The organism is Jannaschia sp. L-14R, assembly GCF_056857695.1.
Map to the genome: position 1 here is coordinate 97,593 of NZ_JBSXNP010000009.1, position 13,232 is coordinate 110,824.

Sequence of the window (13,232 nt, forward strand, 5' to 3'; positions counted from 1 at the left end):
TCGGGGTTTGAGATGCCGTCCGATTACACCGTGCCGTCCGCGCCGAAAACCCCTGCATCGGTGATGATGTATGGCAGGGTGATGTCGGTTCGCTCCTGCGGGATGGCCTCGACGCGCTGCGCTTCCAGGGCAAACCCGATGGCCAGCGCATCACCCATGCCCGCCAGCGTTCGGTCATAATACCCCCCGCCATAGCCCAGCCGCCCGCCGCCCGCATCGAACCCGACCATCGGCAGGATCAGCACATCCGGGACACGCCAGCCACCCTCGGTTGGGACAGGCACACCGAACGCGCCCTTCTCCAGCGGACAATCGGGCCACCATTCCCGGAATCGCAACGGCGCACCGCGCGCCGTCACGACCGGAACGCAAATACGATTATCCCTGGCCAGAACGCGCATCGCATGGGTCGGGTTGGCCTCGGACCCGATCGGCAGATAGCCTGCGATGGTTCGTCCGCGCAGACCCATGAGCCGCGCGTACAGGCGCGTGCCCGCCATGGCACGGCGCAACGGCCCGACTCCATCGCGGGCGGCAAGACATTCCTTGCGCAATTGCGCCTTCCGCGCCGTCAGACTAGCGTCGTCCCCCATGACAGACTTTGACCACTTCGCCATCGCCGCCGCAACGCTGGATGACGGCGCGGCCCATGTCTTGACCCATCTGGGGCATCATATGGGTCCGGGCGGCAAACATGCGCTCATGTCGACGCACAATCGTCTGTCCGGTCTGGCGGCGGGTGAGTATTTCGAAGTCATAGCGATCGATCCTGATGCCGCTGCGCCGGATCGACCGCGCTGGTTCGACCTGGATCGCCGTGCCGGACTGCCCCGGATCGGCAACTGGATCTTGCGGACCGACGATCTGGATGCGCTTGTCGATCGCTTTCCGCAGGCCGGACGCCCGCTGTCATTCGCGCGCGGCGCATTCCGCTGGCGCATGGCAGTGCCCGATGACGGGATACTTCCGTTTGATGGATGTTTTCCTGCCTTGATCCAATGGGACAGCCCGGCACCGACGTTTCCGGACAGCGGTTTGCACCTTGCGGAGCTGACGCTGACGCACCCCGACGAAGGGCTGACGGCGTGTATCGCCGATCTGACAGACGATCCGCGAATCACGGTCACGGTCGGTCCCCGGCGAATAACGGCACGGATCGGCACGCCTTACGGAATGCGCGTGATCGCATGATCGCCCCCGATATCGAGGATCTGCGCAAGATCGCCGAGGCGACGCGCGCCGCGTTTCCCTCGCCCTTCGCGGGCCTGGCAGCCGATGTCAGGCTGTCGGTGGAGGATTGGCCGTCGGATGATCTGCTGGATGAGATGGAGATCGAGGACGCCTATGACCTGACCGGCCTTTATGAGGGCGTCGCCCTGACCCAGCGGTCGGTGGACTATCCCGACCCGCCCTCGACAATCTTTCTGTTCCGTCGCCCGATTCTGGATGAATGGGCGGCGCGCGGGGACGTCACGCTGGAAGCTTTGGTGGCGCATGTCACGGTTCACGAATTTGCGCATCATTTCGGTTGGTCAGACAGTGATATCGCGCGTATCGATGAATGGTGGACCTGACGCGGGAAAGGCGCCCCGAAGGACGCCTTTCAGCTTTCAAGATACTGTATATGAACGATCTTATGCGGCCGCAACGCGTGCCGAAAGCACTTCATCGACAGCTTTGAGGGCACCGTCCTCGTCCATGTCGGCATTCACGGCGGCAAGTTCGCGGGTCAGGCGATCCAGCGCAGCTTCGTAAAGCTGACGCTCGGAATAGGACTGTTCGCGCTGTTCATCGTTGCGGTGCAGATCGCGTACGACCTCTGCGATGGCGATCAGGTCGCCGGAGTTGATCTTGGCTTCGTATTCCTGTGCCCGGCGCGACCACATCGCACGCTTGACGCGGGCCTTGCCCTTGAGCGTGGTCATGGCCTTCGCCACAACTTCGGGTGACGACAGCGAACGCATGCCAACGTCGGTCGCCTTGTGAGTCGGAACCCGCAGCGTCATCTTGTCCTTTACGAAATTGATGACGAACAATTCCAGCTCAAGGCCAGCGACCTCCTGTTTTTCCACGGAGACGATCTGACCTACGCCGTGGGCAGGATAGACGACGAAATCATTCGGGCTAAAGTCGAGCTTCTTGGACATGGGCATCCTTTCGATGTCTCAATTCGCGCATCGGCCTGGTTTTACAGGCAAAAAACACCGGCCACGGGCAAGCCCGTAGGTCAGGTCATATGCAATTTGATGTCGGCCCTGACGCAGTTGCGTGTTTTTGGGGGTCGGACACAGTGGAAAATGCGAAGGAAATCCCCCGCTATGTCGACGACCATACCACAAAAACAGGCACTGCGAAAGTGTCATGCACGCTGACCCATCTGGCCGCGCTTGAATCAGAACCTCAGCCGCCCTCGCCGGGGGCTTCCGAAAACAACTTTATCTTGTCTGGCTTGCCGTCCATTTCCTCGGCATTCGGCAGAGGGTCCTTCTTGGTAATGATGACAGGCCAAAGTTCGGAATATTTACGATTGAATTCAACCCACTTCTCCATATCCGGCTCGGTATCGGGACGGATCGCATCGGCGGGGCATTCCGGCTCGCAGACGCCGCAGTCGATGCATTCGTCAGGATGGATGACCAGCATGTTCTCACCCTCGTAGAAACAATCCACGGGGCAGACCTCGACGCAGTCGGTATATTTGCATTCGATGCAGGCGTCATTGACGATATAGGTCATGAAACGTGTCCTTATTCGGGTCGAAATCCGTCTAGCCCCCCCGCCGGGGGGGTTCAAGCGGGGCTGACGGGGCTGTGACTTACCTGCGATATGGGGCGGCAGATGCGGTATTACGACAGGGCCAACCAAGGTATTACGCCGGTATTACCGCCGCGTCACTGTCGGTGCGTCTCATCGTCGCGCGCGGCATCCATGCGCCGCCGGTCGCGCCCCGTGGGACGAGGGCCGACACGCGGCACGGGTTTGGGAGAGTGATCGGTATAAAGGGCCTGCGCTTCGGACGCGGGGCCCCGACGCACGGCCAGTGCCACGATTTCGACCACGCGGATGCGGTCGCCTGCCGTGAAGGTCAACGTATCGCCCGGCACGACCGGCAAGGCGGGTTTGCCGACTTTTTCGCCATTTACCCTCACCCGCCCATCGCTCACCGTTCGAGCGGCCAGGGTGCGCGTCTTGTAGAACCGCGCCTGCCACAGCCACTTATCCAGCCGCTGCTTCGGCGCGGGGTCTTCGGACTGTCCGGTCATTTGTCCTTAAGTGCGGCAAGCGCCGCGAAGGGATTGTCGGGGTCGATGGGCTTGTCGCGTTTGGGTTTGGCTTCATAAGTTTTGGGCCCGCGATCACCTGCGGGTTTGCCTTTGCCACCATCACGTCGCCCGCCACCTTTGCCCTGCGGCTTTCCACCCTTTCGGGCAGGTCGGTCGCCCTCACGGGCCTGATCGCGCCCCTGATCTTTACGCGGACCACGATTGTTCTGGCGGCGCGGTGCCCAGGTAAAGGTATAGAAAACCTCGACTTCGGGTGCATCAGCGGCGGGTGCGGCGGCGTCGGTCTGGCCCGACATTTCAGGCGGCACTTCGGTTGGAGGCGTCGCCGGGCCTTCCGGCGGATCGATGACCGGAGTTTCTGCGGGCGTCTCGCCTGGCACCTCGGTCGGCGGTGCGGGCGGAGTCTCCGTGGGCTCCTGCACCGGAGTTTCCTGCGGCGTTTTCGTCGGCTCGTCCGGCGTGTCGGACTTGGCGGAGACCGGCTTTACCTTCGGTCGCTCGCCCTTTTCGGCGTTATAGCCCAGACCGCCCATCAGGTCGGAAAACTGCTCCAGGGTCATGCCGGTGATCGACAGCATGTCGGGTGTCGCCTCGAAGCCGCCGCGCGAATCGGCAGGACGCAGCAGGTCGGCCAACCGCTCCAGCATGTCGATGCGGATCGCCCGCGCGCCGGCCTGCCGGTAACCGGCCATCGTGTAATAACCCTGCGGCGCACCAGCGGCGGCGGGCACGGTGACCAGACCGGGCGGGGGTGCTTCGGGAAATTCCTGCAGGTCCTGCACAAGCGACCAAAGCACAAGCCGCAGACGCGTCGGCGCGGGCTTCAGCAGCAATTGCTGGAAAATGGTGAATTGGCCAAAACGGACGCCATGCTTGCGCAGTTGCCCACGGGCATCCTGATCCAGTTCCTTCACCTCCTGCGCGACCTCGGCACGGGGTAGGACACCGAAGGATTCAAGCATCCGGAACGCGAACCCGCGCGCCAGTCCCGTCAGCGTCTCGTCACGGGACATCGCCATGAGCGGGTCCATCGCGGCGGCGACCTTGCGGTCGATGAAGTGCTGCAACCGGCGCGTGACCTTCTGCATGACCTCCGGCCCGGCCTCGTCATCGACGAAAGCTTCGACGCCCGGCCTGAGCGGCTCGGCCCCCTTGACCAGCTTGCCGACGGCCTGGTCGCCCCACATCAGGCCACCCTGCTCGGTGAAATCCATCTCGGTGTCGGGCGCATTGTAGAATCGGTCTGCGCGGAGGTGGAATTCGGGCCGCAACGCCTGGGTCGCGGCCTGCCGCACGGTCCTGGCCTCGTCCGGTGACGCGGTTCCGGTCTGATGGAATCGAAAGCCTTCGAGACGACCCAGCGTCTCGCCCTCGACGGTGACTTCACCTTTGTCGTTGATGTCGGCCAACAGGCCCTCCTTCATCTTCAGCCGCCGCAGCAGCACAGAGGTTCGCCGGTCGACGAACCGATTGGTCAACGCCTGGTGGAGCGCGTCCGACAGACGGTCTTCTATCGCCCGCGTGGCATCGCGCCAATGCGCATCGTTGTCCACCCAGCCCTTTCGCTGCGCAACATACGTCCATGTGCGGATATACGCCAATCGTTTGGACAACATGTCGATGTCGCCATCGGTTCGGTCGATGCGTTTAACCTGTCGGGCGAACCAATCGCCATCGACGCGACCCCGTTCGTGCAGAAATCCGAAGATGCGCGCCAGCATGGTGGTATGCTCGCCGTGACTGATGCCCTGGAAATCGGGAATGCGGCAAACTTCCCACAACAGTTTCACATCGCGGGCATCGCGCAGGCGGACGGCAACGGTTTCCAGCTGATTCAAGGTCTTAAGCGACGACAGGTCATCCGCCTCGCGCCCCTTCGTCAGCTGAAGTTCGGTGCTGGGCGCTTCCAGAGAGGCGATGAGCGCTTCGGGGCTGCCGAAATCCAGACGATCATTGCGCCACATCAGGCGGTCGATGGGTTTGAAGGCGTGAGATTGAATGGCCTCGACCAGCCCGTCCTCCAGCGGCGAAGCTTCGCCGGTCACGCCAAAAGTGCCGGGCTGCATATAGCGCCCGGCGCGTCCGGCGATCTGCGCCAGTTCATGCGGCATCAGGGGTCGAATGCGCTGGCCGTCGAACTTGGAGGTGGCCGAGAAAGCAACATGCCTGATGTCGAGGTTCAGGCCCATGCCGATGGCGTCGGTGGCGACGAGGTAATCGACGTCGCCATTTTGATACATCTCGACCTGCGCGTTGCGCGTTCTGGGCGAAAGCGCCCCCATGACGACCGCTGCACCGCCCTTTTGACGGCGCAGGAGTTCCGCAATGGCATACACATTGTCGACACTAAATCCGACAATCGCGGTTCTGCCCGGCATGCGACTTATCTTTTTCGAACCTGTATAGGTCAGATCGCTGAATCGTTCGCGCCGGGCGAACTGCACTTTGGGGATCAGCGCCGCGATCGAGGGCCGCATCGTGTCGGACCCCATGAACAACGTCTCGTGCAGGCCGCGCATGTTCAGCAGACGGTCGGTGAAGACATGGCCCCGCTCCGGGTCGGCGCAGAGCTGGATTTCGTCGATGGCAACGAAGTCGGTGCCCATCCCCTGCGGCATCGCCTCGACCGTGCAGACCCAGTAGGCGGCACGTGGCGGCACGATCCGTTCCTCGCCGGTGACGAGTGCCACGACCGAAGGACCCCGTGCCGCAACGATGCGATCATAGACCTCGCGCGCCAGAAGGCGCAGCGGCAGGCCGATGATGCCGGTGCGATGCGCCAGCATCCGCTCGATGGCATAGTGAGTCTTGCCGGTATTCGTCGGTCCGAGGACCGCCGTTACCCGCCCGAGAGGGCTATCCATCAGAGGGTCCGACCTCCGGTCGCGGCTTCAAGGCGCTCGACGGATCTGTTGACGTTTTCCTCGGCCGGAAAAATCTGTTGCGCGGCACGGAAGGCCCGGAGTGCCCCCTGCTCATCGCCAAGTTCTTCGAGAATGATCCCCAGACCCGCCAGAGCACCGAAATGACGCGGTTCGAGAATCAGGACCTGCTCGATATCCGACAGCGCCTCGCCGTATCGGTCGGTCAGGAAAAACGCGGTCGCCCGCTGGTTCCAGCCCTCGGCGAATTCGGGCGCATGATCGGTCAAAGCAGTCAGATGCGCGATGGCGCGGACAAAATCGCCGTCCTGCATCGCGTCGATCCCACGTTGCAGAAGCAGGTCCAGCGTGGCGCTGCCCGTATGGGTCCAGCGTTCCTGAATTTCATTGGCCAGACGGGTCGCCTCGCCCGCATCACCTTCGCCCGTAAGGGTTCCGAGCCGGTTCAGCAGGATCTGCGGATCAGCCTCGAGCGGCGCGATCTCGGACGGGGTCTCGGGTCCGGGGGTGTCGCCAAGCCCTTGCGCAACGGAATACGTGGCGTAACTACACAGCACCGCGACTGCGAGGGCCTTGAGAGTGACGCGCTGGTCAATCATCCTGTCCACGACCCAATCCCGCCATATCGGCGATCAGAATAAGAGGATTCCATGAGCGACATCATCAACGAGGCCGTCACGCAGCTTTCCACAAAGATTGGCACCTTCGACGGCAGCGTCAAGTTCGTGGTCGAAGATGAAGGCGCGATCATGCTCGATTCCGATGGTGTGCGTGCCGGGGACGGCGACGCCGAGTGCACGATGACCGCCGATGCCGAGACGTTCAAGGGCATCCTTGACGGCGATGTGAACCCGACGTCGGCTTTCATGACCGGCAAGCTGTCGGTCGATGGCGACATGGGACAGGCGATGAAGCTGGGCGCGGCGCTGTCCTGACTGTGGCCGATACGATGGCCGGTGGCGCGATCCCTTATCCGGCGGCCCCTTATTACGCCGATGTCGCTCGCGGCCCGGTCGAAGGGCGGGCCGTGTGGGCCACGACGTCGGATGGCATCCGCCTTCGGGTCGCGGTCTGGCAGGATGGGTCGCGCGGCACCCTGGTCATGTGTCCAGGGCGCACCGAATATGTCGAAAAATATTCCGATGCAGCACGCGAGATGCAGGCGCGCGGTTATGCCAGCGTTGCGATCGACTGGCGCGGTCAAGGTCTTTCGCCGCGACCCGAGCACGACAAGAACATTGGTCATGTGAATAATTTCAATTACTTTCAGCGTGACGTTGATGCATTACTTGATCTTTGTGCCGCGCTGAACCTTCCCCGGCCCTGGCACATTCTGGGACATTCGATGGGTGGCTTGATTGGGCTGCGCACTCTGATGAGAACCGACACTTTCGAAAAAGCCGTGTTCTCTGCCCCGATGTGGGGTCTGAAACTATCGCCCCACCGCCGCGCGATCGGATGGGGGGTGTCGGCGATGGCATCGCTCATCGGTCTGGGACAACGCTCGGCTCCGGGGTCGGGAAAGATCGCGGACCCGATAGACGCACCCTTCGATGACAATCTGCTGACCACCGACCCGGAGATGTTCGCCTGGATGAAACGTCAGCTTGCCGCGCATCCTGAACTGGCCCTGGGCGGCCCGTCGCTTGCCTGGATCTGGGCCGCGTTCCGCGAGATGCACACCACTGCGCGCGAGGCGGCGCCGAAGGTGCCCTGCCTGACGTTTCTGGGCACGGACGAGGGCATCGTATCCGACGATTCGATCCATGTTCGCATGGGTTCCTGGCCCAACAGCCAGTTGGAAATGATCGAGGGCGCGCGCCACGAAGTGCTGATGGAGACGCCCGAGACGCGGAACCGCGTCTTCGACCAGATCGCGGCTTTCCTGAACAAATAGTCTTTAGGCCAGGCGCCCGCCGTCCAGCCGCAGCACGCGATCCATGCGACCCGCAAGCTCCAGATTGTGGGTCGCGATCAGCGCGGCCATCCCCCTCTCCCGCACCAGCGTCAACAAGGCTGCGAACACCGTGTCGGACGTTCCGGGGTCAAGGTTGCCCGTCGGCTCATCCGCCAGCAGCAGGCCGGGCCCGTTGGCCAGCGCGCGGCAAAAGGCGGTGCGCTGCTGTTCGCCGCCCGACATTTCGGCGGGGCGATGGTCCGCCCGGTGTGACAGGCCGACACGGCCCAGCAGATCCTCGGCACGGGAACGGGCGGCACGGGCCGATACTCCGTTGGCCAGTTGCGGCAGGATGATATTCTCGGCAGCCGTGAATTCGGGCAGCAAGTGATGAAACTGATAGATGAAACCGATGCGGTCTCGTCTGGCCCGCGTCCGCAAGCGGTCGGATGCGCCCGTGAGGTCGGTGCCGCCCATGGTAACAGCGCCGTCATCAGGCGTGTCCAGAAGCCCTGCGATATGCAGAAGCGTCGATTTGCCCGCGCCGGACGGTGCGACGAGAGCCACGACCTCGCCCGCGTTCAGGGTCAGATCGACGCCGTTCAACACGCGAATCTCGCTGGGCTTACCCAGATGGTAGCCTTTCCGGATGCCGGTCAGCCTGAGCGTCTCACTCATAGCGGAGCGCCTCGACCGGGTTCATGCGGGCGGCACGGCGCGCCGGAAAGATCGTCACGATGAACGACAGCGTCAGGGACAGGGCCACGGCGGACAGCACGTCTCCCAGTTCCAAACGGGCGGGCAAGGCAGAGATGAAACGCACGGAGGGGTCCCAGACACCGCCGCCCGCGACCCAGTTCACGAAGCTGAAGATCGGATCGATATAGAGCGCGAAAAGGCAACCGAGGACCACCCCGATCACGGTGCCGATGACACCGATGCCCGCGCCGCACAGGAAGAACACGCGCAGGATGGTGCCTTCGGTCAGGCCCATGGTGCGCAGGATGCCGATGTCGCGGCCCTTGTTCTTGACCAGCATCACAAGGCCGGAGGTGATGTTCAGCGTCGCGATCAGCACGAGGATCGAAAGGATGACGAACATGATGTTGTCCTCCATCTGAAGCGCGCGCAGGAATCCGCCCGCACTGTCGCGCCACGTCCAGACCCAGCCGTCCGATCCGACCGCGGCGAGAAGCGAGGGGCTGAGTGCGTCCACCGCCTCGGGGTCGGTGATCGAGACCTGGATTTCATCCGCGACGCCCTCGCGGTTGAAATAGGTCTGCGCCTCGGAGAACGGCATGTAGATACGGGTCAGGTCGATGTCGTAGCGCCCGACCTGAAAGACATAGGACACGAGATAGGATTTCACCCGCGGGCTGGTCCCGAAAGGCGTCTTCTGGCCGTCCGGCGAAATCAGGCGAATACGGTCGCCCGCGCGCACGCCCAGCGTGTCGGCCAGATACCAGCCGATGGCGATGCCCTGACCTTCGTCCACTCCGAAAGCCGCGATGTCGCCCTGCGATTGTTCGGGAGCCTGGACGCGCGGAATGTCGGCCAGATCGCCGGGCCGGATGCCGATGACCTGTGCGCCGGTGTTCGCGCCGTTGGCCGAGGCCATGACCTGACCCGTCACCACCGGCACGGCGTGGGTCACGCCCGGCACCTGGGCCAGACTGTCGGCCAGCGCATCATAGTCGGGCGTGGTCCCGGTGAGCATACCGTTGGGCTGCGCCTCGCCATAGGGACGGATCGTGGCATGGGGGTTGGCACCAACAATCGTGTCGACGAATTCGTAGCGAAAGCCGGACCGCACGGCCAGCGTCGCGATCAGGGCGAAGACCGCCAGCGCGATGCCGACAAGGCTGATCCACGTCATCACCGAGATGCCGCCCTCGGACCGGCGCGCGCGCAGATAGCGCCAGGCGATCATCCATTCGAAACGGCTGAACATGGGGATTGCTCCGGCTGCGTTGGGTTAAGGGCGGATCAAAGGTGCGGCGCGTAGATGTCTTTCAGGCGCGCGATGGCGGCCTGCGGCGTCACTTCCTCGGTCTCGCCGGTGCGGCGCGACGTCAGCTCCACCAGACCGTTCGCCAGCCCGCGCGGGCCGACGGTGATCCGCCACGGCAGGCCGATCAGGTCCATGGTCGCGAACTTTGCGCCCGCCCGATCCTTGCGGTCGTCGTAGAGCGCGGTCAGGCCCTGCGACTCCAACTCCTTGTAGATGCCTTCGCAGGCGGAATCGGTGGCCGGGTCATCCTGCTTGAGGTTGACGATCCCGACGTGGAACGGTGTGACGCCTTCGGGCCAGATAATGCCCTTGTCGTCGTGACTGGCTTCGATGATCGCGCCGACAAGCCGACTGACGCCGATGCCGTGTGATCCCATGTGCAGCGCCGTGGGTTTGCCGTCAGGGCCCTGGACCCTGGCGCCCAGCGCATCGGAATACTTGGTGCCGAAATAGAAGATCTGCCCGACTTCGATGCCGCGCGCGGACCGGCGGCGATCTTCGGGGACCTTGGTGAATTCAGCCTCGTCGTGGGTTTCGTCAGTGCGGGCGTACAGCGTGGTGAATTCTTCCATCACCTTGGCGCATTGACCCACGTCGTCGTAGTCGATGTCGCGCTGGCCCAGCGAAATCTCGGTGACATTGCTGTCGTAGAACACCTCGGATTCGCCCGTGTCGGCCAATACCAGGAATTCATGGGTGTCATCGCCGCCGATCGGTCCGGAATCGGCGCGCATCGGGATCGCCTGCAGGCCCATCCGCTCGTAGGTGCGCAGATAGCTGACCAGATGGCGGTTGTAGGCATGCATCGCATCAGCACGGGTCAGATCGAAGTTATAGCCGTCCTTCATCAGGAATTCGCGACCGCGCATGACGCCGAAGCGCGGGCGCATCTCGTCGCGGAACTTCCACTGGATATGGTAGAGCGTCAGCGGCAAATCCTTGTAGCTGGCGACGTTCGAGCGGACGATATCGGTAATCAATTCCTCGTTGGTGGGACCGTAGAGCATCTCGCGGTCCTGCCGGTCGGTGAAACGCAGCATTTCCGGGCCATAGGCGTCGTAACGCCCGGATTCGCGCCAGAGGTCGGCGGATTGCAGCGTCGGCATCAGCATCGGGATGTGGCCCGCGCGCTGCTGCTCCTCATGGACGATCTGTTCGATGCGTTTCAGAACGCGATGGCCCAGCGGAAGCCACGAATAGATGCCCGCAGCGGACTGCTTGATCATGCCCGCGCGCAACATCAGGCGATGACTGACGATCTGCGCCTCGGAGGGCGTCTCTTTCAGGACGGGCAGGAAATAGCGGCTGAGACGCATGACAGGGCTCCGGGACGGCGCGGCAAAAGTTTGACCTGCGCTACCAACGCCTGCGCATGGGGGCAAGGCGCGCCTTGCCTGTCAGCGTTTGATAACCCGCACCCGTCCCTCGACCCCAAGACTTGAGGCCAGCGACTTGAACCGCGCCTCGGCCACTTCGCCGAACAGGGCCTCGCCATCGCCCTTGGGCAGCGACAGTTGCAGAATGCCCTTCTTGGGATACAGCTTCAGCTCCCCCATCAGAGCCGGGTCCTGCGCCGAGAACATCGCCCCGAAGCGCATTGCCTTGCCGACGACTTCCGCCTGATTGGTGTCCGCCTCGCCCAAAAGCGGGGCCAGCGCCTCGAACGGGGTGCCCTCGCGTTTGTTGCGGTAACGATGCAGCAGGGCCAGACCCATGTAGACCCGTTCGGAATGGGTCAGCCCGCCGAGGTTGGCGCGGGTGGCGTTGTCGAAGCAGATTTCGGCGCGGTAATCGGGATGCGCCCGCCAACTGACGTCGTGCAGCAGGCAACAGGCCCGGATCAGGCGGCGGCGGCGGTCCGGTACCCGCGCGAACAGCGGATGCAGGAACCGATAGAGGATGCGACCGAACCCCGGCAGGCGGGCATAGGCAGCCTCGGACGCACGACAGGATTCGATCAGCGGATCGCGGGCGCGCAGCACATCGGGCATCTGTTCGTAGAGAAGCCCCTCGCGGATGCCATAGCTGGAGATCGCGATCTCCTTGGGCCGGAACGTCTTGACCACGCGGTCCAGCACCTCGCCGGCAATCGGAACCAGCGACATCCGGGCGGAACTGGTGCCGGTGCGTTTGCCCAGGTCGGATATGTCCTCGGACGCGATGAAATCCAGCGTCGCGCGCAGATCCTTGGGGGTCATCTTGTATTCATGCAGGACGTGCAGCGGATAATTCCGCCGTTCCATATCGACCCGCGCAATGGCGCGCCAACTGCCGCCGACGAGATATATCTTGTCGTATCTTTCCTGCCCCAGCTCTTTGGCCATGGCGGCGATACCCGCGTCGATCTCGCTGCGGCGCGCGCCCTTGCCCTTGATGCCCTGCAACTTGAGCGGCCCCAGTTTGCCCGACACTGTCGCGCCCACGCTGCCGCCTTTGAGTTCGGCCAGTTCCATGCTGCTGCCGCCTATGTCGCACATCAGGCCTTCGGCTTCGGGCCAGCCCAGCAAGACCCCCTGCCCCGACAAGCGCGCCTCCTCCTTGCCATCAATCACCCAGAGCTTCAGGCCGGTCTCGGACTTGACCTCCAACTCGAACGCCTGGCCATCCTCGGCTTCGCGGACGGCGGCGGTGGCCACGGCGGTCAACGAATTGACCTCCATGCCGCGTGCAAGGATTGCGAAGCGTTTCAGCGCGGCCAGCGCACGCACCCGGCCTTCGGGATTCAGACGACCGCTCTCCGACAGGCCCGCGCCCAGACCGCAGAGGATCTTCTCGTTATAAAAATAGGCGGGCGAGCGGGCCGCCCCGTCGAACACCACCAGCCGGACCGAATTCGAGCCTACGTCGATCACCCCGACCCGGCGCAGCGCACGCGCCTGGGGTCCATCGAACAGGGGCGCGCCGAACGGGCCGGATTCCTCGGCCTCCAGGGTATCTTCCATCATGGGCTGCGGTTTCCTCAGGCCGATGTCGTGCCGAGGGTCTGACACGGCCCGCGTCAGGCGGTCAATCGCCGAGAGATAACTGGCGAAACCGGCGTTGCCGCCAACCGAAACGATCGGATGCGACGGGTTCCAGGTCGAAAACGCGGCTCAGACTTCGGGCAAGGCGAGAATCATCTCCACTCGAACAGACGCCATCCTGTCGGTGCATCTGAG

Annotated in this window: 14 protein-coding genes; 4 read left to right on the top strand and 10 right to left on the bottom strand. The window is 63.4% G+C overall.

Translation table 11 applies throughout. The annotated features are described in order from the left end of the window. Positions 1-23 precede the first annotated feature (23 nt). Positions 24-593 carry a 5-formyltetrahydrofolate cyclo-ligase gene (locus tag AC13C2_RS04845; RefSeq protein WP_482886100.1) on the bottom strand — a complete coding sequence of 190 codons (570 nt, stop codon included), beginning with the start codon at positions 591-593 and terminating at the stop codon, positions 24-26. Between AC13C2_RS04845 and AC13C2_RS04850 the strand changes: the two genes are divergently transcribed. Next, positions 592-1,191: a VOC family protein gene (locus tag AC13C2_RS04850; protein ID WP_482886101.1), complete on the top strand. Its 600-nt coding sequence runs from the start codon at positions 592-594 to the stop codon at positions 1,189-1,191. The genes AC13C2_RS04845 and AC13C2_RS04850 overlap by 2 nt on opposite strands. Then, on the top strand, positions 1,188-1,574 hold the full coding sequence (locus AC13C2_RS04855; protein WP_092762484.1) for a metallopeptidase family protein: 387 nt from the start codon (positions 1,188-1,190) through the stop codon (positions 1,572-1,574). The genes AC13C2_RS04850 and AC13C2_RS04855 overlap by 4 nt, the downstream gene beginning before the upstream one ends. Positions 1,575-1,634: 60 nt before the next feature. Here the strand turns inward: AC13C2_RS04855 and AC13C2_RS04860 are convergent, their stop codons facing one another. The 5 genes from AC13C2_RS04860 to AC13C2_RS04880 form a co-directional block, all read right to left on the bottom strand. Then, positions 1,635-2,153, bottom strand: coding sequence for a CarD family transcriptional regulator (locus AC13C2_RS04860; RefSeq protein WP_092762482.1), 519 nt, complete (start codon positions 2,151-2,153; stop codon positions 1,635-1,637). A gap of 247 nt (positions 2,154-2,400) precedes the next feature. After that, a complete protein-coding gene (gene fdxA / locus AC13C2_RS04865) occupies positions 2,401-2,736 on the bottom strand; it encodes a ferredoxin FdxA (RefSeq protein ID WP_092762480.1) in 336 nt (111 codons plus the stop codon). A 155-nt stretch (positions 2,737-2,891) separates the two neighbouring features. Then, positions 2,892-3,263 carry an RNA-binding S4 domain-containing protein gene (locus tag AC13C2_RS04870; RefSeq protein WP_092762478.1) on the bottom strand — a complete coding sequence of 124 codons (372 nt, stop codon included), beginning with the start codon at positions 3,261-3,263 and terminating at the stop codon, positions 2,892-2,894. Beyond that, positions 3,260-6,148 (bottom strand): helicase-related protein, encoded by a 2,889-nt coding sequence (locus AC13C2_RS04875; protein WP_482886102.1) that lies wholly within the window; start codon positions 6,146-6,148, stop codon positions 3,260-3,262. Before AC13C2_RS04875 ends, AC13C2_RS04870 begins: the two co-directional genes overlap by 4 nt. Further along, on the bottom strand, positions 6,148-6,765 hold the full coding sequence (locus AC13C2_RS04880) for a tetratricopeptide repeat protein (RefSeq protein WP_339641495.1): 618 nt from the start codon (positions 6,763-6,765) through the stop codon (positions 6,148-6,150). The genes AC13C2_RS04875 and AC13C2_RS04880 overlap by 1 nt, the downstream gene beginning before the upstream one ends. A 51-nt stretch (positions 6,766-6,816) precedes the next feature. Between AC13C2_RS04880 and AC13C2_RS04885 the strand changes: the two genes are divergently transcribed. Both AC13C2_RS04885 and AC13C2_RS04890 read left to right on the top strand, forming a co-directional pair. Next, positions 6,817-7,101, top strand: a complete 285-nt coding sequence (locus tag AC13C2_RS04885) for an SCP2 sterol-binding domain-containing protein (RefSeq protein ID WP_482886103.1) — start codon at positions 6,817-6,819, stop codon at positions 7,099-7,101. A 2-nt stretch (positions 7,102-7,103) separates the two neighbouring features. Then, entirely contained in the window at positions 7,104-8,063 is a 960-nt protein-coding gene (locus tag AC13C2_RS04890) for an alpha/beta hydrolase (protein ID WP_482886104.1), read from the top strand. 3 nt (positions 8,064-8,066) lie between these two features. Here the strand turns inward: AC13C2_RS04890 and AC13C2_RS04895 are convergent, their stop codons facing one another. From AC13C2_RS04895 to AC13C2_RS04910, 4 genes are all read right to left on the bottom strand, one after another. Next, complete coding sequence (locus AC13C2_RS04895) at positions 8,067-8,741, bottom strand: ABC transporter ATP-binding protein (protein ID WP_482886105.1); 675 nt, start codon at positions 8,739-8,741, stop codon at positions 8,067-8,069. Beyond that, complete coding sequence (locus AC13C2_RS04900; protein ID WP_339641490.1) at positions 8,734-10,014, bottom strand: lipoprotein-releasing ABC transporter permease subunit; 1,281 nt, start codon at positions 10,012-10,014, stop codon at positions 8,734-8,736. Before AC13C2_RS04900 ends, AC13C2_RS04895 begins: the two co-directional genes overlap by 8 nt. A gap of 35 nt (positions 10,015-10,049) precedes the next feature. Further along, a complete protein-coding gene (gene proS / locus AC13C2_RS04905) occupies positions 10,050-11,390 on the bottom strand; it encodes a proline--tRNA ligase (RefSeq protein ID WP_482886107.1) in 1,341 nt (446 codons plus the stop codon). A gap of 81 nt (positions 11,391-11,471) precedes the next feature. Next, a complete protein-coding gene (locus AC13C2_RS04910) occupies positions 11,472-13,016 on the bottom strand; it encodes a Ppx/GppA family phosphatase (protein ID WP_482886509.1) in 1,545 nt (514 codons plus the stop codon). Between the last annotated feature and the right edge of the window lie 216 nt (positions 13,017-13,232).

Coding starts and splice junctions, on each gene's coding strand:
- AC13C2_RS04870 (WP_092762478.1), bottom strand. CDS start 3,263: ATGACCGGACAGTCCGAAGACCCCGCGCCGAAGCAGCGGCTGGATAAG.
- AC13C2_RS04845 (WP_482886100.1), bottom strand. CDS start 593: ATGGGGGACGACGCTAGTCTGACGGCGCGGAAGGCGCAATTGCGCAAG.
- AC13C2_RS04855 (WP_092762484.1), top strand. CDS start 1,188: ATGATCGCCCCCGATATCGAGGATCTGCGCAAGATCGCCGAGGCGACG.
- AC13C2_RS04875 (WP_482886102.1), bottom strand. CDS start 6,148: ATGGATAGCCCTCTCGGGCGGGTAACGGCGGTCCTCGGACCGACGAAT.
- AC13C2_RS04900 (WP_339641490.1), bottom strand. CDS start 10,014: ATGTTCAGCCGTTTCGAATGGATGATCGCCTGGCGCTATCTGCGCGCG.
- AC13C2_RS04895 (WP_482886105.1), bottom strand. CDS start 8,741: ATGAGTGAGACGCTCAGGCTGACCGGCATCCGGAAAGGCTACCATCTG.
- AC13C2_RS04850 (WP_482886101.1), top strand. CDS start 592: ATGACAGACTTTGACCACTTCGCCATCGCCGCCGCAACGCTGGATGAC.
- AC13C2_RS04880 (WP_339641495.1), bottom strand. CDS start 6,765: ATGATTGACCAGCGCGTCACTCTCAAGGCCCTCGCAGTCGCGGTGCTG.
- AC13C2_RS04860 (WP_092762482.1), bottom strand. CDS start 2,153: ATGCCCATGTCCAAGAAGCTCGACTTTAGCCCGAATGATTTCGTCGTC.
- AC13C2_RS04910 (WP_482886509.1), bottom strand. CDS start 13,016: ATGGAAGATACCCTGGAGGCCGAGGAATCCGGCCCGTTCGGCGCGCCC.
- proS (WP_482886107.1), bottom strand. CDS start 11,390: ATGCGTCTCAGCCGCTATTTCCTGCCCGTCCTGAAAGAGACGCCCTCC.
- fdxA (WP_092762480.1), bottom strand. CDS start 2,736: ATGACCTATATCGTCAATGACGCCTGCATCGAATGCAAATATACCGAC.
- AC13C2_RS04885 (WP_482886103.1), top strand. CDS start 6,817: ATGAGCGACATCATCAACGAGGCCGTCACGCAGCTTTCCACAAAGATT.